The organism is Pseudomonas sp. NFPP04, from assembly GCF_900113815.1.
Taxonomy (GTDB): Bacteria; Pseudomonadota; Gammaproteobacteria; order Pseudomonadales; family Pseudomonadaceae; genus Aquipseudomonas; species Aquipseudomonas extremorientalis.
On sequence record NZ_FOQS01000010.1, the window covers coordinates 153,573 to 175,912 of the forward strand.

General features: G+C 61.4%; 20 protein-coding genes and 1 tRNA gene. 9 read left to right on the top strand and 12 right to left on the bottom strand.

The annotated features are described in order from the left end of the window. Positions 1-19 precede the first annotated feature (19 nt). A tRNA-Gly gene (locus BM017_RS20900) sits at positions 20-95 on the top strand. Positions 96-184: 89 nt separating this feature from the next. On the opposite strand, the gene BM017_RS20905 is transcribed toward BM017_RS20900, so the two are convergent. Next, positions 185-976: a response regulator transcription factor gene (locus BM017_RS20905; RefSeq protein ID WP_092247913.1), complete on the bottom strand. Its 792-nt coding sequence runs from the start codon at positions 974-976 to the stop codon at positions 185-187. A 139-nt stretch (positions 977-1,115) separates the two neighbouring features. Between BM017_RS20905 and BM017_RS20910 the strand changes: the two genes are divergently transcribed. Both BM017_RS20910 and BM017_RS20915 read left to right on the top strand, forming a co-directional pair. Further along, a complete protein-coding gene (locus tag BM017_RS20910) occupies positions 1,116-2,219 on the top strand; it encodes a polyamine ABC transporter substrate-binding protein (protein WP_092247916.1) in 1,104 nt (367 codons plus the stop codon). A 59-nt stretch (positions 2,220-2,278) separates the two neighbouring features. After that, complete coding sequence (locus BM017_RS20915) at positions 2,279-2,530, top strand: hypothetical protein (RefSeq protein ID WP_092247919.1); 252 nt, start codon at positions 2,279-2,281, stop codon at positions 2,528-2,530. Between the two features lie 11 nt (positions 2,531-2,541). On the opposite strand, the gene BM017_RS20920 is transcribed toward BM017_RS20915, so the two are convergent. After that, positions 2,542-4,047, bottom strand: a complete 1,506-nt coding sequence (locus BM017_RS20920) for a MocR-like pyridoxine biosynthesis transcription factor PdxR (RefSeq protein ID WP_092247921.1) — start codon at positions 4,045-4,047, stop codon at positions 2,542-2,544. Positions 4,048-4,125: 78 nt separating this feature from the next. Between BM017_RS20920 and BM017_RS20925 the strand changes: the two genes are divergently transcribed. After that, on the top strand, positions 4,126-5,787 hold the full coding sequence (locus BM017_RS20925; protein WP_092247924.1) for a M24 family metallopeptidase: 1,662 nt from the start codon (positions 4,126-4,128) through the stop codon (positions 5,785-5,787). A 45-nt stretch (positions 5,788-5,832) separates the two neighbouring features. Here the strand turns inward: BM017_RS20925 and BM017_RS20930 are convergent, their stop codons facing one another. The 7 genes from BM017_RS20930 to BM017_RS20960 all read right to left on the bottom strand — a co-directional run bounded on the left by BM017_RS20930 (position 5,833) and on the right by BM017_RS20960 (position 13,799). Further along, on the bottom strand, positions 5,833-7,572 hold the full coding sequence (locus tag BM017_RS20930) for a dipeptidase (protein ID WP_092247928.1): 1,740 nt from the start codon (positions 7,570-7,572) through the stop codon (positions 5,833-5,835). A gap of 168 nt (positions 7,573-7,740) precedes the next feature. Continuing rightward, entirely contained in the window at positions 7,741-8,208 is a 468-nt protein-coding gene (locus BM017_RS20935; protein ID WP_092247936.1) for an allene oxide cyclase barrel-like domain-containing protein, read from the bottom strand. 114 nt (positions 8,209-8,322) lie between these two features. Next, the gene (locus BM017_RS20940; protein WP_092247939.1) at positions 8,323-9,540 is read right to left on the bottom strand and encodes a phospholipase D-like domain-containing protein; all 1,218 of its coding nucleotides are present in this window, start codon (positions 9,538-9,540) and stop codon (positions 8,323-8,325) included. 154 nt (positions 9,541-9,694) lie between these two features. After that, positions 9,695-10,342: a MotA/TolQ/ExbB proton channel family protein gene (locus BM017_RS20945; RefSeq protein WP_092247942.1), complete on the bottom strand. Its 648-nt coding sequence runs from the start codon at positions 10,340-10,342 to the stop codon at positions 9,695-9,697. 17 nt (positions 10,343-10,359) lie between these two features. Beyond that, a complete protein-coding gene (locus tag BM017_RS20950) occupies positions 10,360-12,642 on the bottom strand; it encodes a TonB-dependent receptor (RefSeq protein WP_092247945.1) in 2,283 nt (760 codons plus the stop codon). Between the two features lie 24 nt (positions 12,643-12,666). Continuing rightward, on the bottom strand, positions 12,667-13,389 hold the full coding sequence (locus BM017_RS20955) for an energy transducer TonB family protein (protein ID WP_092247948.1): 723 nt from the start codon (positions 13,387-13,389) through the stop codon (positions 12,667-12,669). A gap of 2 nt (positions 13,390-13,391) precedes the next feature. Further along, positions 13,392-13,799 carry an ExbD/TolR family protein gene (locus tag BM017_RS20960; protein ID WP_071492239.1) on the bottom strand — a complete coding sequence of 136 codons (408 nt, stop codon included), beginning with the start codon at positions 13,797-13,799 and terminating at the stop codon, positions 13,392-13,394. Positions 13,800-13,989: 190 nt separating this feature from the next. On the opposite strand from BM017_RS20960, the gene BM017_RS20965 reads away from it, so the two are divergent. Both BM017_RS20965 and BM017_RS20970 read left to right on the top strand, forming a co-directional pair. Beyond that, positions 13,990-14,544, top strand: a complete 555-nt coding sequence (locus tag BM017_RS20965) for a GNAT family N-acetyltransferase (protein WP_092247951.1) — start codon at positions 13,990-13,992, stop codon at positions 14,542-14,544. After that, complete coding sequence (locus BM017_RS20970; RefSeq protein ID WP_092247954.1) at positions 14,541-16,115, top strand: alkaline phosphatase D family protein; 1,575 nt, start codon at positions 14,541-14,543, stop codon at positions 16,113-16,115. Before BM017_RS20965 ends, BM017_RS20970 begins: the two co-directional genes overlap by 4 nt. An 86-nt stretch (positions 16,116-16,201) precedes the next feature. Here the strand turns inward: BM017_RS20970 and BM017_RS20975 are convergent, their stop codons facing one another. Next, positions 16,202-16,828 carry an alanyl-tRNA editing protein gene (locus BM017_RS20975; RefSeq protein WP_092247957.1) on the bottom strand — a complete coding sequence of 209 codons (627 nt, stop codon included), beginning with the start codon at positions 16,826-16,828 and terminating at the stop codon, positions 16,202-16,204. 89 nt (positions 16,829-16,917) lie between these two features. Here BM017_RS20975 and BM017_RS20980 point away from each other — a divergent pair, with 89 nt between their 5' ends. Continuing rightward, a complete protein-coding gene (locus BM017_RS20980) occupies positions 16,918-17,862 on the top strand; it encodes a LysR family transcriptional regulator (RefSeq protein WP_092247960.1) in 945 nt (314 codons plus the stop codon). On the opposite strand, the gene BM017_RS20985 is transcribed toward BM017_RS20980, so the two are convergent. Then, positions 17,863-18,270: a PA2817 family protein gene (locus tag BM017_RS20985; protein ID WP_010211653.1), complete on the bottom strand. Its 408-nt coding sequence runs from the start codon at positions 18,268-18,270 to the stop codon at positions 17,863-17,865. A gap of 75 nt (positions 18,271-18,345) precedes the next feature. Next, the gene (locus BM017_RS20990) at positions 18,346-20,793 is read right to left on the bottom strand and encodes an acyl-CoA dehydrogenase (protein ID WP_071492244.1); all 2,448 of its coding nucleotides are present in this window, start codon (positions 20,791-20,793) and stop codon (positions 18,346-18,348) included. A gap of 158 nt (positions 20,794-20,951) precedes the next feature. Here BM017_RS20990 and BM017_RS20995 point away from each other — a divergent pair, with 158 nt between their 5' ends. Further along, on the top strand, positions 20,952-21,611 hold the full coding sequence (locus tag BM017_RS20995; protein WP_092247963.1) for a transglutaminase-like domain-containing protein: 660 nt from the start codon (positions 20,952-20,954) through the stop codon (positions 21,609-21,611). Between the two features lie 57 nt (positions 21,612-21,668). After that, entirely contained in the window at positions 21,669-22,286 is a 618-nt protein-coding gene (locus BM017_RS21000; RefSeq protein ID WP_058427209.1) for a glutathione S-transferase family protein, read from the top strand. Positions 22,287-22,340: the final 54 nt, after the last annotated feature.

Below are 22,340 nucleotides of genomic sequence, written 5' to 3' on the forward strand. Positions count from 1 at the left end.
CCCCTAGGGGACGCCATTTGCGGGAATAGCTCAGTTGGTAGAGCACGACCTTGCCAAGGTCGGGGTCGCGAGTTCGAGTCTCGTTTCCCGCTCCATATTCGACAAAAACGCCGATCAGCAATGATCGGCGTTTTTGTTTGTGCGTGATTTGTGCAGAGCCGCCGCAGGCCCGCTGCGGCTGCGTTCACTGCGCCGTCTGGGCCTCCTGCGCCGGCATGAAAAAACGCGCAAACAACTCGGACTGAGACTTGATGTTCAGTTTGTTGTAGAGGTTGCGACGGTGAACTTTGATGGTCTCTGCCGACAGGTTCAGCTTGCCGGCGATTTCTTTGTTGGAAAAACCGCTCAACAGCAACTTGAGCACATCTTTTTCGCGCGCAGTGATTTGTGTGCCCAGTTGCACGATGGCCTCTGACCAGGGTGGCGGTTCGTCCTGGCTTTTTTCCGCATCAGTCTCAAAGCACATGCGTTGATGCATCAACGCCATCACCCATGGCTTGATAATGTCCAGGGTCGCGATCTGCTGCGGGCTGTATCGCGCGTTGCTGCCAAATGAAATGCACAGCGTTCTGTCGGCGTCGAGTTGTACGTTGTACTGCACCTCATCCACGCTGATGTACTGGGCGAAATACTGGTGGTAATACTCGGTGGTCAGGAAGTGCTCCGGCGCAATGTCGGACAGATGAAAAAAGCCGCTCTGCGGGTTTTCGCGGTTGGCAATGTAGAACGGGTCGAGCAGGTACAGCCCTTTTACGTAGCGCTGGGTCAACGCGTCCACTTCGTCCGCATCGGCGACCTCAGTCACGCTGACCACCCGTACCTGGTGGTCGCTGAAGATCAGCACGACCCAGTTGTCGATCTGGACGTATTCCTTTAGCACGCGAACCAGTGAGCTCCAGAACGCCGGTCGGTTCAGTTGCATGATCAGCGTCCCGGCCGACCGATGCCAGGCCAGGTTGTGAAGGTCGAGCGACATGTACTACCCCTTTAGGGTTAGGCATTCATGGGGCTGGGCTAAGTACTTCTAGGTATTTACTAATCGGACGTGCCGAGTATATTCACCCCTCAGCGGATGAAGGCCATGATGGCCTGTCGTTTTTGACAAGGATAGCAATATGAGTCAACCCCGTTTGCGCGCCATGTTCATGGCGGCGCTGGTCTGTGTGGGCGCGAGCGCGCCGGTCTCGGCGGCCGAACCCCGGGTCAACCTCTACAACTGGTTCGGGCTGATCGCCCCGGAAACACCCAAGGAATTCGAGCAGAAAACCGGCACCCGGATGCACATGGATGCCTTCGACAGTGCCGAGATCATGCAGAGCAAGGTCATGGCCGGGCGTACCGGGTATGACGTGGTCGTCGCCACGTCGAATGTCTTGCCCAGCCTGATCAAGGCCGGCGTACTGGCGCCGCTGGACCGCTCTCAACTGAGCAACTTCTCGCATATCGATCCGGAGATGCTGGCGCTGCTCTCCGCCAATGACCCGGGTAACCGCTACGCCGTGCCCTACCTGTGGGGCACCACCGGCATTGGTTACGACGTGGACAAGGTCAAGGCCGCCCTGGGCGAGAATGCCCCGGTGGACAGCTGGGACCTGATCTTCAAGGAAGAGAACATCAGCAAGCTCAAGTCGTGTGGCGTGGCGATGCTCGATTCCCCGAGTGAAATCATTTCGATCGCCTTGCATTATCTCGGGCTGCCCAGCAACAGCCAGAACCCTGAGGATTACCAGAAAGCCCAGGCGCTGCTGCTGAAGATCCGCCCTTACGTCCTTTACTTTGATTCATCCAGGACGGATGCCGACTTTGCCGATGGCAACATCTGTGTGGTGGTGGGCTGGGCGAGCGGGGCGCTGACGGCACAGGCCATCAATGAAAAAAACAACACCGGGCGCAAGATTGCCTACAGCCTGCCGCGCGAGGGCGGGTTGGTGTGGTCGGAAAACTTCGTGCTGCTCAAGGATGCGCCGCATGCCAGGCAGGGTCTGGCGTTTATCAACTACATGCTTGAGCCGCAAGTGATTGCCAAGAGTTCCAACCACACGCTTTACCCCAACGCCAACAAGGACGCTACCGAGTTGGTCGAGCAGAAGCTGCGCGACAACCCCTGGATTTATCCGTCCAAAGAGACCATTGCCACACTGGTTCCCCTTGAACCGCTGCCCTTGAAGTTGGAGCGAATCCGCACGCGTGTGTGGACCAAAGTGAAGAGCGGCACGTGACCGGCTGAATGACCAGGCATGCCGGGCTGTTGCAGGCGTGCCGTTGAAGGAGATCAATCATGGGCCAAGCGGAATATCAGCGCGACGTGAAGTCGGACGATGACGAGGCGTACACGCAAATCGAAGAACAGATCGGCCACTGTACGCCCGAACAAGCCTGGGCCATGTATTACGTCTCGACGGGCATGGTGCGTGAGTACATTACACGGGCGGTGATGGAGCATATTGGCCGGGGCAACCGGGCGCTGCTGCTGGAGTTCCCGGAACTGGCCCGGGCCGAAGAGAAATCCCGCTTCCTGCTGTCGCTCTAACCGCATGCCGATCAGCGATGATCGGCATTTTTGTGTGCGCACAGGTTCACCGCTTTGGCCAGGCGTACCGTGGCCTCACGGATTTCCGCCTGATTGAGTGAGGCAAAGCCCAGGCGCAACGCATTTTCCGGCCGGTCCATCGGCGAAAACTGCCGACCACTGCGTACGACCAGCCCATGCTCCAATGCGGTGGCCACCATCTGATCGACGTTTATCCGATCTTCAAAACGCACCCACAGCGCCAGCCCGCCTTCGGGTTCGCGCACCATGATCCGATCACCGAATGCCGCATGCAGACAGCCCTGCAAGGTTTCGCGGCGGGCGCGGTATTCCTTGGATACCCGACGCAGGTGTTTCTTCAATTCACCCGCGTTGATCAGGTCCGCGAGCATCTTCTGCGCCACCGCGTCGGCATCGCCCAGCATCAACGCAGCGTTGCCGTGCAGGGCTTCAATGACGGGTGTGGGAGCCACCACATAGCTGCAGCGAAACGTCGAGCCGAGCGCCTTGGACAACGAGCCGACGTAGAGCACATGGCGCTGTGAACGGTCGCTGGCCAGCGGCAGGTAAGGTCGCCCGTTGAAGTGATATTCGTGGTCGTAATCTTCTTCGATGATGCAGAACTCATGCAGCGCCGCCAATGCCAGCAGCTGTTGCCGACGCGCTGCGTGCAGGCTCACGGTGGTGGGGAATTGGTGGTGCGGCGTGAGATAGATCATCCGCACCTTGTGCTCGCGGCACAGACGATCGATCTGGTCCGTGCGACAGCCTTCGTCGTCGACATCCACGGTGACCAACTGCGCGCCCAGCTTGCGGAAAATCTCCCAGGCGGGCGGGTAGCTCAGGCGTTCCACCAGCACCACGTCGCCAGGTTTGAGCAGCAGGCTGGCGCTCAGGTACAGCGACATCTGGGTGCCTTGGGTCAGGCAGATATTCTCGGCGCTGACCGTCAGCCCGCGGTTGTTGCGCAGCATTTCGGCCAGGGCGCAGCGCAACTCATAGCCGGTGCCCTCACTGCCATAGCGCACCGTATTGGAGGCGAAGCTGTTGCGCAGGGCATTGCGGTAGTGGCGGTGCAGCACGGCTTGGGGCAGCAGGCGGTGGTCACTGGTGCCGTTGTCGAAAAACAGTGCGCCACCCCGATGTTGCAGTGCCGTCGCCTGGGCGTTCTGGGTGAAGTACGGCGCGTTCGCCTGGGCCAGGACGGGCGGTGCGAAGGACGGTTGCGCGCGATTCGGCAATGGCTTGGGCGCCAATTGCACATTGACGAAGGTCCCGCGTCGCGGCTCGCTGACCAGCCAGCCTTTGGTCATGGCTTCTTCGTAGGCCAGGATCACGGTCTTGCGGTTGACGTCGAGCAATTGCGCCATTTCCCGCGTGCCCGGCAGCAAGGTGCCGGGCGGCAAGCGACCCTCGACGATTGCCGTCACCAGGCCTTCGGCGATCTTGCGGTAGGACGCCTGGCTGGCGCTCTCGTCCAGCTTGAGCAGCGGCCGCCATTTACGCATCTGGACCATCTGAAGTATCCAAAACTGGAGGTTTTAATGGGCCTAGTCTAGCGCAACAATCAAGCCTCACTCACCCCCGAGGTTGTTATGAATACACGTCATGTCATCGAACTGTCCCCCTCGGGGAAAACCTTTGAGGCCGGTGATGAGCTGTTGCTCGATGCGATGCTCGCCAGTGGCCTGTCCGTGCCGTTTTCCTGTCGGCGCGGTGCCTGTGGATCGTGCAAGGTGGTAGTCGCAGAAGGGCAGTACCGGGCCAGGCAGTTGGCGCCGAACGCCCCCGCGCCGTGCTATCCATTGGCGGCTAATGAAATGTTGTTGTGCCAGAGCCACGCCTGCGGCGATATGCGCCTGGAAATCCCCGGCTGGGCCCTGGACACCCCCGCGCTGAGTGTCGAGGCGCAAGTGCTGAGCAAGTGCGCATTGAGCCCTGACATCATTGAGCTGGTGCTGATGCCGGACCTGCCATTGGCGGTGCGTGCCGGCCAGTACCTCAAGTTCCGTCTGGTCGACGGTGACTCGCGGTGTTTCTCGATCGCCAACCTGCCGGCCGAAGATGACGGGCGCCTGGTCTTTCAGATTCGCCAGGTGCGCGGCGGGCTGTTTTCCGAGGCTGTTCTGGGCGACCTGGAGGCCAGCGACGTGCTGCAACTGGAGGGGCCTTTTGGTGCCTGCACCTGGCAGGACGTGGATGACAGCCCTGTGGTCCTGTTCGCCACGGGCACCGGCTACGCCGGCATCAAACCGATCCTGCTGAGCGCCTTGAAGCGCAATGTCGAGGTGACGTTGTACTGGGGCGGTGCGCAGCCGGCAGACTTCTATGATCGCGTGTTCCTGGACCAGTCCGTCATCGATCACCCGCGTTTTCACTGGCACCCGGTGCTGGCTTCGCAGGGGCGCGTGCAGGACGTTGCGCTGGGTCATGGGCATCACTGGCAAGTCGCCCAGGTGTACGCGTGCGGCAACGGCGCAATGATCCGCCAGGTCCGCGAGCAGTGCCTCGACGCGGGCTTGCCGGCTCACCGGTTTGTCGCCGAAGCCTTTGTGCCCAGTGGTGGCGCAGGCACGCAAGCGCCTACACCTGCGTTCGATCCGATCTGGGAAAAGGTCGGCCCCCGTTACTCGTTTGACGGCATGCTGGCGGCCCGTGACCAATCCATCCGCGCCCTGGCGGCCATTGCCAGCCGACTGCGGGTAGGCATGACCACCGGCGAAGCCCTTGAGATGGCCACCGAACAACTGCAGGCCATGGGCGCATCGCACACCTGGCACCCGACCTATATTCGCTTTGGCGCCGACACGGTCCGCCCACCCCGCGAAGGGGTCGACCGCCAGCGCAGGCTGCGCGCCAGCGATATCGTCGTGGTTGATTTGGGCCCGGTGTGGGACGGCTATGAAGGCGACTACGGCGATACCTTTGTGTTCGGTGACGCGCCGTTGCACCTGGCCTGCACGACCGCGCTGCACGAGGTGTTCGACGAGACCCGCGACGCCTGGTTGCGAGGCCTCACCGGTCGAGAGCTGTATGATTTCGCCGAGCAGAGCGCCGTGGCAAAAGGCTGGAGGCTGGCGCGCAACCTTGCGGGGCATCGCCTGGCGGACTTCCCCCACGCGTTGTTCGAGAACAAGGAATTGGCGGATCTGGACATCCCACCGAGTGAAATGGCCTGGGTGCTGGAAATCCAGCTGTGCCATCCCACGGAACCGGTCGGTGGTTTTTTCGAGGATATGTTGAGGCTGCAAGCCTGAAGAGCCCGCCGTTGCGGCGGGCTCCTTTGCATCAGTGCTTTGGGCTCAGAGCTTCGGCAGCTGGCCGATACGGCCCATCATTTCGGTGACAATCTGCAGGTCGAGCAGGAACTGGTCGACGGTCTTGAACTCGCCGTCGGTGTGCCCGGTGTATTTGACTTCCGGGCGCGCCAGGCCGAATTGCACGCCGTTGGGCAGTTCATGCACGGAGGTTGCGCCGGCGGAGGTGCCGAACTTGTGCTCCATGCCGAGGTTTTCCGTGGCGACTGCCAGCAGTGCCTTGACCCATTCACCTTCCGGGTTGCGGTACATCGGCTCGGCCACCGAGTAGGCGAAGTCCACCTTGACCTTGGCTTTCTTGTCCCAGGCGCTCAGCTTGTCGGCGATCTCGGCCTTGAGTTTCTCCGGCGACTTGCCCTTCGGCACCCGCAGGTTTACCGCCAGCTTGAAGGCTTTTTCATCCAGGCCGACAAAAGTCAGCGAGGTAGTCAGTGGCCCCATGAACTCGTCGGAGAAGCCCACGCCCAACTTGCCACCCAGGTAGTCCAGGCCCCAGTTTTCGGAGGCATACCGCGCCGCGTCTGTGATGTGGTTGTGCTTGAGGGCGATCTTGCCGTCGACGCTGTGGATCAGCTCCAGCATGCGCGCCACCGGGTTGACCCCGGACTCCGGCTCGGAGGAGTGAGCGGACACGCCGGTGACGGTCAGCTTGACGTCTTTGCCGTCGACCTTGGCGGCCACTTCAAAATCGCCGCCGTTGCGCTTGGCGTATTCGCTGCCGGCCTTTTGCAGGCTGGCGGCCAACTCGGCAGGCTTGTCGCTGACGAAGGTCGCCACCGATGCCGACGGAATCTGGTTGGTGGCCATGCCGCCGGTCATCGCGATGATTTCCGCGCCTTTGCCTTCACCCTTGCGGCGCGGGAAGGTTGCCATCACCGTGCCGTAGCCTTTCTCGGCAATCACCACCGGGTAGCCGCCATCCAGCGCCAGGTTGTATTGCGGTGTCGGGTTCTTTTCGAAGTAGTAAGGGATCGCGTCGCCGGAGGTTTCTTCGGTGGTGTCGACCAGCAGCTTGAAATTGCGCGCCAGTGGCAGCTTTTCTTCCTTGATCACCTTCATGGCATACATCGCCACGACGATGCCGTTCTTGTCATCTTCGGTGCCACGGCCATACATGCGGTTGCCGATCAGGGTGACCTTGAACGGGTCGAGTTTGGTGCCATCTTTGAGCACCCAATTTTCCGGCGTCACCGGCACCACATCGGCGTGGGCGTGGATACCGACGACGTCGTCGCCACTGCCTTCCAGGGAAATTTCGTACACGCGGTTGTCGATGTTGCGGAAGTTCAGGTTAAAGGCCTTGGCCAGGTCCTGGAGCTTGCCGGCGATCTTGATGAATTCCGGGTTCTTGTACTGCGGCAGGCCATCCACGTTGAAGGTCGGGATTTCCACCAGCTCGCGCAGGGTTTCGAGGGCGGCTTTGCCGTACTTCACCCGGGTGTAGATGCCCAGCAGGCGATTGATTTCGTTCTGCTGGTCGGCGCTCAGGGTTTTGTTGTCGAGAAAGGCACTGATTGCCGGGCCGACGTCGCTGGTCTTGCCCAGGTCGCCTTTAGCCAGCGCGCCGAGGAAGCCGCGAAAATCGGTGACGGACGTTTCGTTGAAGTTCTTGAGAATCGCCGTGCTTTGCTCGGGCGTGATGTTGGCGAAGGCGGGGCAGGTAACAGCCGAAAGGCTCGCCGCAAACAGGGTGGCAGCCGCCAATTGCTTGAGTGGAAAGTGCATGGAGAGACGCATTCCTTTGCAGGTAGTGAGTAGGAGGTTTCTGATCGATCTGTCAGAAACATTTCCACACACTAACACTGTGAAGGCGTGAGATGGGAGGTGCGGATCAGTGAAATGTCCTACTTCAATAAGAAAACGCCGCGCGTTGATGAGCGGCATTTTGCGGGGTCAGCGAGGAGTCAGATACAAGGTTTGCTTGAATGTACCGTCGGGCATGGGTTCGGAAGTCATATGGCCAGTGAAGCCGGCATACTTGCCGGTACTGCCTAGGAGTGCGACGGTGGATAAGCCGGTTTCGTACTCCTGTCCGCCGACGACAAGGGTGCCCGTGATCTGCCCGGCAGTATCCACGAACATCAGTGTCCATTGGCATTGGCTGTGAACGCCAGGCTGCGTGGTGACGCAATAGCCATTGTTGTGTCCGATGTCCTGGCGATCCTGATCCATCAGGGGTTGAGCGAAGACAAACAGGTCGCCTTGGGAAGGCCCCGGTGCGCCAGTATCCACGGGCGTCTTGAGGCCCCGTGTACCGTCGGCAAAGGTCACCAGAGTGAGTGTTGGCGGGCTGTTGACGCAGGCGCTGAGTGGAATAAGCAGAAGCAATGTACACAAGGTGCGAAAGGGTGCGGTTTTCATGGCAATGCTCTCATGTCAGTGGGCTCCAGCCGCAGCACCGCTAAAGCTGCGTCCGGAGCCTGAGAAGGCTAGCTGCCAATCTCAAGAATTCAAATGTCCGCAACTGATGGTGTATTACAAAGTACCCGGGTGCGCAGCCGCGTATTCAGCTGTCACATCCAATGCCTTGGCATATGGCCCATCCCACAGCTGCTCATGCAATTCCCCGACACGCCTGGCCATCGCTTCGTTGCGCATCACCACTTCCAGGTTGCGCGAATTATCCAGGTAGCCACCCAGCCAATTGCTGGTGCCGACCCACGCAACCTGGCCGTCGATCTCCATGGTCTTGCTGTGAATCACCCGCGCGTAAGGAATGAATCCCTGCCTGGCCTCGGGCAGGGTGACGATCTTGATCTGCACGTTGGGCAGCACCGCCAGGCTCTTGAGGTAGGGCAGTTCCAGCTTGTCGGTGTTCCAGTTGGACACCATCAGTTTGATCGACACCCCACGCGCCGCCGCCGCGCGCACGGCATTGTCGATCACCGCGTAGTACGGACGGGTCTTGTCCGGTCCGTAGGACAACGGTGCGTAGTCCAGCAGTTGCACGCGCACTTCCTGTTTGGCTTCACTCAACAAACGCGGCAGTTCCAGCTGCGAGTCGCCCACGCCGGGCGGGTTGTAGCGCTGCGGGCTGGCGACCAGATAGTTGCCGGTGCGCGGTGGTTCTTTACCCGCGACGGGCAGTGGCACCGGCTGATTGTCGGCCAACGCCTGCTGGGCTTTCCAGTCTTGTTCGAAGATGGCCTGCACCTGGCCCACGACCGTCGGATCAGTGATGCGCAGGCCGGTTTCGTGGATGTGCTCCAGCGAGCGCCAATCGAAATTCTGGCTGCCGACAAACGCCTGCTTGCCATCCACCACCAGGTACTTGGCGTGGATGATCCCGCCGCTTACACGGGCGTAGGGCAACACGCGAAAGGTCAGGTTGGGGATCGCGCGCAGGCGTTCCAGGGTGGAGGCCTCCGACAACTTGATGCCTTTTTCTTCGAGCAAAAAGCGAATCTTCACACCGCGTTTGCCGGCGGCTTCCAGGCGCTCGATCACACGGTCCATCACCGAGCCGGGGTGATCGGCGGCGTAGAACTGGCCGATATCGATGCGGCTTTTGGCGCCGTCGAACAGTTCGCTCCATACCGGGCCGGGCTGGCGCAGGTCGTCGGTGCCGAGGGCGGTGTCCACCGGTACGGTGTGTACCAGTTCAAACCCCGGAATCGAAAAGTCCGCCTGGGCCAGCGGACTGAGGAGCAAGCCGGCAAGGCCGGCGATACGCAATTTCAAGGAGACGGACATAACACTCTCTTCACTGATGTAGTGAGCGGGCTTGCCCCGCGCTGGGTGGCGCAGCCGCCCCAAACAGTCCACCGCGTTGTCCCAGAAAGACCGAGGTGCCTGGATATGGGGTGGCTGCGCCACCCAACGCGGGGCAAGCCCGCTCACCACAGGTTTATGCGGTGCGGCTGTGCAGCGGCGTCGGTACCCGATGCGGCACTTCACTCTGCACACGGGCACCGGTGGCGGCGCGGATCAGCAGGATTTTCAGCTGGTCGTTGATGCGCTCCAGGCGGTCCTGGAAGAAGTTGTGGAACACCACGCAAAACAGTGCGATGGCGATCCCCAGGCCGGTGGCGAACAGGGCCGTACCGATGCCACCGGAGATCTGGCCCGGGTCCGACACGCCTGCCGTCGCCAACGCCTTGAAGGTGTCGATGATGCCGAGGATGGTACCCAGCAAACCCAACAGCGGCGCGGCGGTGGTGATGGTTTCGATGATCCACAGGCTGCGGGCCAGCGGCGCGCGGGTGGTCAGGTACTGGGTCTCGATGACGTCATCCAGGTCCTTGCGCGAGCCGTTCGACGCCTTCTGTGCCAGCACCGGCAGCACCATGCTCAACGGCAGGCTGTCACGACGGGTCAGGCTCTCCGGCAGGTCGCGTTCGCTGTGCACGTTGGCGCCGAGCACTTCGGTGAGTGCATGGGCCTGGCGGCGTACATACGCGAAGTAAATCCCGCGCTCGATGGTGATGAAGATCGCGATGGCCATCGCGGCATACATCACATAGAAGGTGATGTCGTGGAGCAGGTTCATGTCCATGTTCACTTACCTCGCAATTAGAAATTGGCTTCCAGGGAAACCGTCACGGTGCGTTCCAGGCCCACGATGTAGGCCGGGTCGCCGTCACGGAAACCGCCGTAGGTGGCCGCGTTGGTCTTGGTGGTGTACACGCCGTCCAGGTACTTCTTGTCGAACAGGTTGTCGACGTTCAGGCGCAGGGTCGCGTCCTTGACCACTTTCTTGTCCACCGGCAGGTAGATACCGGCGCCGGCGTTGAATACGGTGCGCCCGGAGATGGCTTCGTCGTTGGTCAAATCGCCGTAGAGCTTGCTGGTGTACTTGCCGCCGAAGGTGCCGTAGAAGCGGCCGTCGTCGTAGCCGATGTTGGCGGCCAGCATGTTTTTCGGCACGTTGGCGAACTGCTTGCCGCTGGTGGGCAGTACGATCGCTTTGCCAGCGTTGTACACGGTCAAGTCGTCTTGCTGCTCGGCCTTGGTGTAGGTGTAGGAGGTGTAGTAGTTGAAGTGATTGGGCAACAGGCCGCTCCACTCCAGTTCCAGGCCGCTGTTGTTGACGGAGCCGGCGTTGATGTCGGCGAAGTCGCCGTTGATATCGCGCGACGACACCTGGCGATCCTTGAACTGCATGTAGAACAAGGTGGCGGCCACGGTCATGTCTTCATCGGTGTAGCGCCAGCCCAGTTCGTGGTTCCAGCTGGTTTCCGGCTTGGCGTCGATGGAGCCTACGCCCTTGTCGTACAGCACGTAGTTCTGCGGGATGCGCATGTTGCGCGACAGGCTGTAGAACACTTGGTCGCGTTCATCCACCTGGTATTTGAGGCCGGCGTTGGGCAGCAGTTTGTTGTAGGTCTGGTTACGTTTTTCTGCTTGCTCGGTGAGGCTGCCATGGTTGGTGCCGTCACGCTTGACGTTCATATAGGCCAGGCCGCCAATCAGGGTCCAGTCCGAGTTGATGTACCAGGTGTCCTGGGCCCAGACCTTCTGCGCGGGGGTGATGGTGAAACGGTCGCGACCCTGGATGGTGTTGCCATTGGCATCCACCACCGCCTCGTTGGCGTCCGGCCAGGTGTCGACCGGCTTGCCACTGGCCTTGAGCGGAATGAACGGCTGGGTCTGGCTCTGGCGTGCGCGCTCGTACCAGTAGCCCACTTGCAGGCTGTGATCGCCCAGGTCCCAGTTAAGCTTGGTGGTGATGCCCGGACGCCAGGTCTGGGTGCGTGAAGGGCGATAGTACACGCCGCTGTTCGGGGTGCCGTCGGCGTTGTATTGAGCGCCGGTGGGCAGGTTGCCCAGGTCGAACACGCCGCCCTGGTTCGAGCCGCGGTTCAGGGCGTAGCTGGACGAGCCGACGCCGCTGCCGTTACCCCAGTAGTAATACGGGATCACCGACAGCGCGAGGTTGTCGGCCAGTTTGAATTGGGTGTTGAGCACCGCGGTAAACGTCTGGAACGGGTTCTGCGCCAGGGCGTAGTAGCTGTTGTACTTGCCGTTGCTGCCCACGGTGGGGGTGGCGGGGTAAGGGTCGTATTTGCGGCCGTTCTGCTGGAACTGCGCCTTGGTCAGTTGGCTGTAACTGTTGTTGTCCTGCTCGTGGTACTTGAGGATCAGGTTGGCGGTGTTGCCATCGCCGGCGTCGAAGAAGCTGTTCCACTCGACCTTGTCCGCGCGCACGGCACCCGAACCGCGCCACATCTGGCCTTCGGTATGGGAGGCCGACAGCCAGTTGCTCAGGCCGTTGATCTCGCCGGTGTTGAGGCGGGCGAAGGTCTTGCGGGTGGCGTTGCTGCCCATGATCTGTTTGACGAACGCACCGGTTTCCTTGGTCGGGCGAATGGTCACGATACCGATGTTGCCGCCGCTGGAGCCGATGTGCGGGCCGTCGGCTTCCGAAGAGCCCTGGGTGACGAAGATCTGCTCGATGTTTTCCGGGTCGCCCAGCAGGTTGGAGTACAGCGCGTAGTTGCCGGAGTCGTTGATCGGCATGCCGTCCACCGACATCCCCACTTGGTCGGAGTTGAGGCCGCGCATGGTAAAGCGAAAGCCTGACAGACCGGTGTTGTCTTCGCTGGAAATGTTCAAGCCCGGGGTGTACTTGAGCTTGTCCACGGCGTTGCCGGTGGCGGTCTGTTTATCCAGCGCTTCCTTGGTCACGGTGGAGCGGCCCTTGATGCTTTCTTCCTGCACCATGTAGCCGCCACCTGCCGTGGCCTTGCCCTGAACCCCAATGGTCCCGACGTCACTGTCACTGGTATCGGCCATGACCATTCCATGGCCCATGCTTGCGGCAACAAGTGCCAGATGAATCCGTGTGAACCTCATCTCTGTCGTCCTGGTGTCGGGTGCTTATTGCACGCTGTAGTTGAAGGTGGCGGTGAAGCGCTGCTCATTGCGGCCCCCGAAGGCTTGCTCGGGGAACGGCTTGACTTGCTTGATGCGACGCAAGCTGTTGGTGGCGGCCCGGTTGAGCAACATGCTCGAGGCCTGGGTTTGCAAGCCGGAGTCGAGAACCCGACCCTGGCGGTCGACCAGCAACCACACCACCACTTCGCCGCTCGGGCGTTCGAGGGAGGCCTGGCGCCCGGTGGGGTACTGTTTGTAGGTGTCCAACTCGTTGCGCAGCCCCTTGAGGTAACTGCCTTCCAGCGCTTGGCCGTCGACCTTGGGAGGGGCGGGCGGCGCTGGTGTCGGCGCGGCCTGGGCCACGGCCGCAGGCGCCGGTTTGGCGGCGACCGGTGGCGGCGTCGGCGCAGGCGTTGGCTTGGCCACCACGGGTTTGGGCACGGGCTTGGGTTTGGGCTCAGGCTTGGGTTTTGGCAGCGGCTTGGGCGGCGGCGGGGCCGGCTCGGCCTCTTCATCCTCGATCACCGGCGGTGGCGGCTCTTGTTCCACCACCGGTTCCGGGATCACCTCCGGCTCCGGTTCGACCAGCGCCAACTCGACGGCGGACTCGTCATACACCGGTTCGACCTTCAAGGTCTGGGACTGGATACCCAGTGCAATCAGCACCAGAGCGATCAGGGCCGGGACGCTGCCCAGCAGCTGACGCGCACGAAACAATACGTACATGATCAGGACTTACGCGTGGCAATGGACACGGAGGTAAAGCCACCCAGACGCAGGGTGTCCATCACCTCCACCAGGCGCGAAACCTCGACGCCTTTGTCGCTGTTCACGATGATGGTCGACTTGGTGTCAGGCTTTTCGGCCGCTTTCAACGCCGGCACCAGCCCATCGACCGTGAGGTCCTTGCCATCCAGTTGCAACTGGCCTTCCAGGCCCAGGGTCAGGATGAATTTGTTCTGCGGCTTGAGCTGCTGCGAACTGCTGGCGCTCGGCAGTTGGGTCTTCATGCCGAGGGCCGGAATCACGTTCAGGCTCACGAGTACGAAAAACACCAGGAGGAACATCATCACGTCGATCATCGGGATCAGTTCGATGTGCGCCTTGCGTTTTTTCGGTTCGTCCCAGGTTCTCATTCCGCTACCCCGTTATTGAATTAGGGGCGACACGCTAACAACCAAAAATGACCGATTGGTTAACTTTAATTGACGTTTTGAGGCCTCTAGGACGGGTATTACAGGCGACTCTTGGGTCATTTTTGTGACGTAACAGAATTGAAACCCGACAGGGGCATTCTCAAAAACTTTACATCGAGGGCCCCCAAAGATGAGTAGCGAATTGCCATGTCTTTCAACTCCGCGACTTCTATTGAAAGCACTGGAAAAGCACCAGGCCGAGACGTTGTGCACCCTCGCCAACGGGCCGAAGATCGCCGATAACACGGCGAGCATTCCGTCGCCCTATACCCTGCAAACGGCGCAGGATTTTATCGACGGCATGCAGGAGAAATTTCGCTCGGTGGGGTTGTTGAGCCTGGGCGTGCATGTGCGCGACAGCGGCGAACTGATCGGCATCGCCAGCCTGCGCATCAATGCGGCTCATCACTATGGGCACCTTGGCGGCTGGACGGCGGCGGATGCACGTAACCTGGGGTATGCGACCGAGGCGGCGACCGCGCTGATGGACTACGGCTTTGGCGAACTGGGCCTGCACCGTGTGGGCAGCCAGTGTTTCAGTCGCAACAAGGAATCGGCGCGGGTCATGGAGAAAATCGGTCTGCAGTACGAAGGCTGCCTGCGCGGGGCGTTCCTCAAGAATGGGGTGCATGAAGACATGCTGGTGTTCGCCACCCTGCGTGAGGATTGGGAGTTTCGGCCGTGAGCGGCGACGTCGATCACGGTCGGCGGCGGGTCCTCGCCGGGCTGGCCGTTGCCACCACCTTTTCGATCCTCAGCCCGTTTGCGCGCAGTGCCGGGGTGGACTACCCGTTCACTTTGGGCGTGGCCTCCGGCGATCCATTGCCTGACGGGTTTGTGATCTGGACGCGCCTGGCGCCGCTGTTCAATGCTGGCGATGGCCGGGGTGGCTTGAGCCGCCCGGTGCCGGTGCGTTGGCGGGTTGCCCACGATGCGGCGATGACCCGCGTGGTGCGCCAGGGCGAGGTCATGGCCAGCGAGCGCTGGGGGCATTCGGTGCATGTGGAGGTGGCGGGCCTGGAGCCGGGCAGGTCGTACTGGTACCAGTTCGAAGGGCTCGGCGCGCAAAGTCCGGTGGGGCAGTCGCGCACGGCACCGGCGGTGCATGCCATGGTGTCGGCACGCTTGGGGTTTGTCTCGTGCTCCCATTGGGAGCGTGGCTATTTCAGTGCGTATCGCCACCTGGCGCAGGAGCAACCCGACCTGGTGTTTTTTCTCGGGGACTATATCTACGACAGTTCCTACGCAGCGGACTCGGGCAAGATCATTCGTCCCCATGGCAGCGGCAACGCGGTGAGCCTCAGCGACTACCGCAACCGCTATGCCTTGTACAAAACCGATCCTGATCTACAGGCCCTTCACGCTGCTGCACCGAGCGTGGCGACCTGGGACGATCACGAAGTGCAGAATGATTACGCCAATCGCTGGTCCCAGGACCCGAAGATCCCGGTGGGGCAGTTTCTGCAGCAACGGGCGGCGGCGTACCAGGCCTTTTATGAGCACATGCCGCTGCGTGCCAGTAGCTTGCCGAAAGGGCCGGACATGCGCATTTATCGGCGTATGGATTACGGCCGGTTGGCCCGTTTCCACGTGCTGGACGGCCGACAGTACCGCTCCGAACAACCGTGCGTCCTGGCCAATGGCAGCCACCAGGGGCATATCGCCGATAACCTCTGCCACGACTTGCGCGACCCTGCCCGCACCCTGCTCGGCTGGCAGCAGGAGGCCTGGCTGGACCGGGGCTTTGCCCAATCGAAGGCACAGTGGAACATCATCGCCCAGGACTTGCTGGTGGCGCCGTTGACCCAGCGCGACCTGACCAACCACAAGCCGGGGCGCTGGACCGATGGCTGGGATGGCTACATGGCCAATCGTTCGCGGATGCTGGCTTCCCTCGAGCGCAACCGGGTCAACAATCCGGTGTTCTGGGGCGGCGATATCCATTCGTTCTGGGTGACGGACTTGCATGCCGATGGCAACAACCCGGATTCGCCTGTGGTCGCCACGGAGTTCGTCGGTACGTCGGTGACGTCCGACGGGCCGCCGTTTGAGGCGTTCAGCAAGATCCTGCCGCTTAACCCCCATGTGAAATTCTTTGACAGTCGCCAGCGGGGGTATGTGTCGGTGGAGGTGGAGGCGGGCAGGATGCTCACGCACTTGCGCGTGATTACCGACCCGCGTGATCCGGCGGCCAGGGTGTCGACGCTGAAGTCGTTTGTGGTGGAGTCGGGGCGGGCGGGGGCGGTTGAGGTGTAGGGAAGTTTGTTCTGACAAGCCGATTTTCTGTGGTGAGCGGGCTTGCCACAACAGGCCCGCTCGCCACAAGGGTGAATGGGGCTGGTTCAGGTGATTTCGTAGCGTACCGACAACGCGCCCTTTTTCTCCGATAACGCCAGGATGGTGATTTGGCCCAGTTCACCCAAGGTCTGCACATGAGTGCCCCCACAGGCATACGCAGGCAACTGGCCAAAGCCGACCTGGCGGGTACCGTCTTCCAGGTTCATATGGCGCGGGTAGTCCGCAGCGATCCATTGGTTGACCTGTTGCTGGATCGTCTCGGCGTCCATGCTCTGCGCGGCTTCACCACGGATAAAGGTGATCTTGCCTTCGCCTGGCCAGTGATGAGCCTTGATGGGCATCCAGCCCAGGGTCTCGCCCACGTTGCCGATCAAGTGCCCGGCGGAATGCAGACGGGTGTGCAACGCCCGGCGCTGTTCATCGACCCGTGCGGTGGCGGGGCCCGGCGCCAGCGGGTGGTCGACGTAATGCACCACGTGATCGGCTTCCTGGGTCACGCGCAGCACGCTGCTTTCACCGAGCCAACCGGTATCGAAAGGTTGCCCGCCGCCCTGTGGATGAAAAATCGTCGACTGCAGGATCACCGCGAACTGGTCTTCGTGGGGCGTGCAACTCAGCACCTCCAGTTCGGCAGTCAGGTGGTCGTGGGTGAAAAACAGGCGTTCGGTCATGATCTACATCCGCATCAGGGTTCTGCGGGCAGTATAAATAGTGCGCAGATGGGTGATAATCCGCTCAATTATCAATGGACCTGTGCACCATGAGCATCAATCTACCGTTGCCACTGCTGGGCGAGATGGCGATCTTCGTCAAAGTGGTGGAAACCGGCAGCTTCTCCGAAGCCGCCCGGCAACTGGGCGCTTCGCCGTCCTCGGTGAGCCGCAGCATCTCGCGCCTGGAAAAGGCCCTGGCCACGCGTTTGTTGCAACGCACCACGCGCAAATTGCGTCTGAGCGAGGGCGGGGAAGAGGTGTTCAAGCGTTGCCAGGAGATGGTCAACGCGGCGCGTTCGGTGATGGAGATCAGCGGCCAGTTCACCCACGAAGCTGAAGGGCTGGTGCGGGTCAGCGTGCCCAAGGCGGTGGGGCGGTTTGTGGTGCACCCGCATATGCCGGAGTTCCTGCGGCGCTATCCCAAGGTCGACGTGCAGTTGCTCCTGGAGGATCGGCAGGTGGACATGATTGATGACAATGTCGACCTGAGCATCCGCATCACCGACAGCCCGCCGCCGGGGTTGGTTGGCCGGCAGTTACTGCCCATCGAGCATTTGTTGTGCGCGACGCCGCAGTACCTGGCCGAGCATGGAGTGCCGGGCCATCCCCATGATCTGTTGGAACACAGCTGTATTTACCTGGGGGAAACGCCAGGGGACTCGCGCTGGAAATTCCGCCAGGCGGGCAAGGCGGTGACGGTGGTGGTGCGCGGGCGGTATGCGGCGAACCACACCGGGGTGCGGCTGGATGCGGTGTTGCAGCATGTGGGGATTGGCAGCCTGCCTTACTTTACGGCGCGCCATGCGCTGGAGGAGGGGCGTTTGGTGCAGGTGTTGCCGGCGTGGGACTTTATCGCGTCCTATCATGGCGAGGCGTGGTTGCTGCATTCGCCCACGCGCTATCTTCCGCCGAAGTTGCGGGTGTTTATTGATTATCTAGTGGAGTGCATGGCGAAGGAGCCGACATTGCGACGGCCCATTCCGGATCGCTGATCAGTGCTTGCTTTGGTCGTCGGGCATGGCCAGCAGCTGTTTTTCCTGGTTCCAGTCGAACGGTTCGTCGTTCTGTTCGGCTTCGAAGCGGCGCTCTTCCAGGGCCTGGTACAGGTCCAGTTCTTCATCGGGCATGAAGTGCAGGCAGTCACCGCCAAAGAACCACAGCAGGTCGCGTGGCACCAGGTGGGCGATCTGTGGGTAGCGCAGGATGACCTGGCTCATCAGGTCCTGGCCCAGGTACTGGCTTTCGATCGGGTCGATCGGCAGCAGGGCGCGCAGTTCGTCGAAGCGCTCCAGGAACAGGGAATGGCTTTCCTCGGGCACCTGTTCGGCTTCGCCGACGGCAACCAGGATGCTGCGCAAGTGGTCGAGCAAGACGAGATGATCGGCAACGACGTTGGACACGAGATAAGTCCTCTAAAGCAAAAACGGGCGCGAGAGTATATGCCCCTCGCGCCCATTTTTATATGACCACTCGACTCAGCGGACTTTACCCTCAGCCTGGGTCAACTCTTCCTTGCTGAAGTCATCCACGTCGATCACCTTGCGCCGCGCTGCTTCAGCGTCACGCAGGGTCTGCGCTTCGGCGGGTTGCAGCACGCCGGCGTGCAATGCCGCATCAATGGCATGCTCGCCGGCAGCAGGTTTGACCTGGCCGCTCTTGAGCGCGGTGTGCAGTTTCTTTTGCAGCGGATGGCTGGCGCCCAGCAGGTCGTAGGCATGTTGCAGGGCACCCACCGGGTCTTCCGCCGATTGCGGGCGGTAGCAGCCGGCCAGCAACTCTTCCAGGGTCGGGTCGCCTTTGGCGCGGCCGATCACGGCGGCGACTTCGGCGTCCAGCGCATCGGACGGGCCGGTATGGCGACGCCCGAACGGGAACACGATCACCCGCAGCAGGCAGCCCAGCACCTTGTTCGGGAAGTTGCTCAGCAGCTCATCCAGTGCGCGCTCCGATTCGCCCAGGCTTTCTTCCATGGCCCAAGCGAACAGCGGTTCCAGGTGATCCGGCGAATCCAGGTCGTGGTAACGCTTCAGTGCGGCCGACGCCAGGTACATATGACTCAACACATCACCGAGGCGCGCCGACAGGCGTTCACGACGCTTCAACTCGCCACCCAGCAGCATCATGCTCAGGTCGGCCAGCAGTGCGAACGCGGCGGCCTGGCGGTTGAGTGCGCGGAAATAACCCTGGCTCAAACGGTTGCCTGGCGCTTTTTCGAAATGGCCGACGCCGAGGTTGAGCACCAGGGTGCTGGCGGCGTTGCTCACGGCAAAACCGATGTGTTGCATCAGCAGGCTGTCGAATTCCTTCAGCGCCTGGTCATGGTCTTCGCGACCGGCCAGGGCCATTTCCTTGAGCACGAACGGGTGGCAGCGGATCGCGCCCTGGCCGAAGATCATCAGGTTGCGCGACAGGATATTCGCGCCTTCCACGGTGATGAAGATCGGCGCGCCTTGCCAGTTGCGGCCCAGGTAGTTGTTCGGGCCCATGATGATGCCCTTGCCGCCGTGCACGTCCATGGCGTGGCTGATGCACTCGCGGCCGCGCTCGGTGAGGTGGTACTTGAGGATCGCCGACAGTACCGACGGTTTTTCCCCCAGGTCCACCGCATTGGCGGTCAGCATGCGCGCGCTGTCCATCAGCCAGGCGTTGCCGCCGATGCGGGCGAGGGCTTCCTGGATACCTTCGAAGGCCGACAGTGGCACGTTGAATTGTTCGCGCACCTGGGCGTACTGGCCGGTCACCAGGCTGGTGAACTTGGCCGCGCCGGTGCCGACCGCCGGCAGGGAAATCGAACGACCCACGGAGAGGCAGTTCATCAACATCATCCAGCCCTTGCCGAGCATTTCCTGGCCGCCGATCAGGAACTCCAGGGGTATGAACACGTCCTTGCCGGAGTTGGGACCGTTCATGAACGCGGCGCCCAGGGGCAGGTGGCGCCGGCCGATTTCCACGCCGGGGGTGTCAGTGGGGATCAACGCCAGGCTGATGCCCAGGTCTTCCTCGTCACCCAGCAGGTGATCCGGGTCATGGGCCTTGAAGGCCAGCCCGAGCAAGGTCGCGACCGGGCCAAGGGTGATGTAGCGTTTTTCCCAGTTCAGGCGCAGGCCGAGGGTTTCCTTGCCTTCCCATTCACCTTTGCAGATCACGCCGGTGTCGGGCATCGCGCCAGCATCGGAGCCGGCCAGCGGGCCAGTCAACGCGAAGCACGGGATATCATCGCCACGCGCCAGGCGCGGCAGGTAGTAGTTGCGTTGTTCTTCGGTGCCATAGTGCAACAGCAGCTCGGCCGGGCCGAGGGAGTTGGGCACCATCACGGTGGAGGCCAGGTCGCCGCTGCGGGTGGCGAGCTTCATTGCGACCTGGGAGTGGGCATAGGCGGAGAATCCCTTGCCACCGTATTCCTTGGGAATGATCAAGGCGAAGAAACCGTGGGTCTTGATGTGTTCCCAGGCGGCGGGCGGCAGGTCCATGGCCTGGCCGATTTCCCAGTCGCTGACCATGGCGCACAGTTCTTCGGTGGGGCCGTCGATGAAGGCCTGTTCTTCTTCGGTCAGCCGGGCCTTGGGATAGGCCAGCAACTTGTCCCAGTCGGGGCGACCGCTGAACAGCTCGCCGTCCCACCACACGGTGCCGGCGTCGATGGCGTCGCGCTCGGTCTCGGACATCGGCGGCAGGACTTTCTGGAACCAATTGAACAGTGGCTTGGTGAAGTATTGGCGGCGCAGGTCAGGCAACAGCAGGGGCGCGGCCACCACGGCGATCAACACCCAGAAGATCAGCAGCAGCCAACCCGGTGCGTGGCCCCAGGCGCCCATCGCCAGCAGGTAGACGGCGACCACGCCCAGGGCGGGCAGGGGGGCGACGCGGCGGTGTGCGAGGTAGGCAATGCCGACCACCAGCACCAGTATCCACAACAACAGCATATTCAATCCTCCGTGAAACCAGGGGCGAAACCACCAGGGAGCTTAGTCGGCATCCGAACAAGCGGGGTGATCAGGGTGTAACGAGATTTGGCCGATTCGTCGTTATCTCCCCGGCAGACCTGTGGTTAGACTCCAGGCTTCCTTCGGAGATAAAGCTCATGGATACGTACCTGAGTCCCAGCCGCTTCATCGATAGTGACCACCCTGCGGTGGTGGAGTTCGCCGAAAAACATCGCGGAACCCACGCGGCTCCAAGTGACCAGGCAGTCAGCCTTTACTACGCCGTGCGTGAGGCGATTCGCTACAACCCCTACACCTTCAGCCGTGATCCAGACACCTTGAGTGCCAGCTTCGCGTTGAGCACCGGCGAAAGCTATTGCGTGCCCAAGGCCACCTTGCTCGCAGCTTGCGCCCGACACTGCGGCATCCCGGCGCGCATCGGCCTGGCGGATGTACGCAATCACCTGTCGACACCGCGCCTGATCGCCTTGCTCAAGAGTGATGTGTTCGTCATGCACGGTTACACCGAGCTTTACCTGAACCATCGCTGGGTCAAGGCCACGCCCGCATTCAACCAGCAGCTATGCGATCTCTTCGATGTGCCGCCGCTGGACTTCGATGGAATTCACGACAGCGTCTTCCATGCGTTCAACCGCCAGGGCCTGCGCTCGATGGAGTATGTGGTCGACCATGGGCAATTTCCCGACGTGCCCGAGGCGTTTTTCTTCGCGCATATCCAGCAGTGTTACCCCCACCTGTTTGCCGAGGAAATGCCGCCCCTGCTGGGTGATATGCAGAGCGATTTGAGCCGCGCGTGAACCGGCGTATGCTGCTGCCTTCATCAAGCCATGTTCATCAACAATAAAGGCGCGGTCATGCTGAAGATCTGGGGTCGTAAAAATTCATCAAACGTCAGGAAGGCACTGTGGTGCGCCGAGGAACTCGGCCTGGACTATGAAGCAATTGATGCGGGCGGGGCTTTTGGCGTGGTCGACACGCCGCAGTACCGCGCGCTGAACCCCAACGGTCGGGTGCCGATGATCGAGGACGGCGACTTTGTGCTGTGGGAGTCCAACACCATCGTGCGCTACCTCTGCGCCAGGCAGGCCTCCAGCTGGTACCCGAGCGACCTGAAGGCTCGCGCCAATGCGGAAAAGTGGATGGACTGGACCACCTCCACCTTCGCCGAACCGTTCAAGATCGTGTTCTGGGGCGTGTTGCGCACCCCGGCGGAAAAACAGAACTGGGACAACATCCACGCCGGTCGCCAGGCCTGCATCGATGTACTCCAAACCGTTGATCAAGCCCTGGCCACACAGCCGTATCTGTCGGGCAACGAGATAGGCATGGGCGATATTCCGTTGGGCAGCTTTATTTACGCCTGGTTTGAAATGCCTATCGAACGGCCTGCGATGCCCCATCTCGAGGCATGGTACCAGCGCCTGCAGCAACGCCCGGCCTACCGCAAAGCGGTCATGACCGCGTTGACTTAATACCCACTATTAATACGGGTGACTGTACTTGTGCGGCGCGGGCAAGCACCATGC

Coding starts and splice junctions, on each gene's coding strand:
- BM017_RS20905 (WP_092247913.1), bottom strand. CDS start 976: ATGTCGCTCGACCTTCACAACCTGGCCTGGCATCGGTCGGCCGGGACG.
- BM017_RS20910 (WP_092247916.1), top strand. CDS start 1,116: ATGAGTCAACCCCGTTTGCGCGCCATGTTCATGGCGGCGCTGGTCTGT.
- BM017_RS20915 (WP_092247919.1), top strand. CDS start 2,279: ATGGGCCAAGCGGAATATCAGCGCGACGTGAAGTCGGACGATGACGAG.
- BM017_RS20920 (WP_092247921.1), bottom strand. CDS start 4,047: ATGGTCCAGATGCGTAAATGGCGGCCGCTGCTCAAGCTGGACGAGAGC.
- BM017_RS20925 (WP_092247924.1), top strand. CDS start 4,126: ATGAATACACGTCATGTCATCGAACTGTCCCCCTCGGGGAAAACCTTT.
- BM017_RS20930 (WP_092247928.1), bottom strand. CDS start 7,572: ATGCACTTTCCACTCAAGCAATTGGCGGCTGCCACCCTGTTTGCGGCG.
- BM017_RS20935 (WP_092247936.1), bottom strand. CDS start 8,208: ATGAAAACCGCACCCTTTCGCACCTTGTGTACATTGCTTCTGCTTATT.
- BM017_RS20940 (WP_092247939.1), bottom strand. CDS start 9,540: ATGTCCGTCTCCTTGAAATTGCGTATCGCCGGCCTTGCCGGCTTGCTC.
- BM017_RS20945 (WP_092247942.1), bottom strand. CDS start 10,342: ATGGACATGAACCTGCTCCACGACATCACCTTCTATGTGATGTATGCC.
- BM017_RS20950 (WP_092247945.1), bottom strand. CDS start 12,642: ATGAGGTTCACACGGATTCATCTGGCACTTGTTGCCGCAAGCATGGGC.
- BM017_RS20955 (WP_092247948.1), bottom strand. CDS start 13,389: ATGTACGTATTGTTTCGTGCGCGTCAGCTGCTGGGCAGCGTCCCGGCC.
- BM017_RS20960 (WP_071492239.1), bottom strand. CDS start 13,799: ATGAGAACCTGGGACGAACCGAAAAAACGCAAGGCGCACATCGAACTG.
- BM017_RS20965 (WP_092247951.1), top strand. CDS start 13,990: ATGAGTAGCGAATTGCCATGTCTTTCAACTCCGCGACTTCTATTGAAA.
- BM017_RS20975 (WP_092247957.1), bottom strand. CDS start 16,828: ATGACCGAACGCCTGTTTTTCACCCACGACCACCTGACTGCCGAACTG.
- BM017_RS20980 (WP_092247960.1), top strand. CDS start 16,918: ATGAGCATCAATCTACCGTTGCCACTGCTGGGCGAGATGGCGATCTTC.
- BM017_RS20990 (WP_071492244.1), bottom strand. CDS start 20,793: ATGCTGTTGTTGTGGATACTGGTGCTGGTGGTCGGCATTGCCTACCTC.
- BM017_RS20995 (WP_092247963.1), top strand. CDS start 20,952: ATGGATACGTACCTGAGTCCCAGCCGCTTCATCGATAGTGACCACCCT.
- BM017_RS21000 (WP_058427209.1), top strand. CDS start 21,669: ATGCTGAAGATCTGGGGTCGTAAAAATTCATCAAACGTCAGGAAGGCA.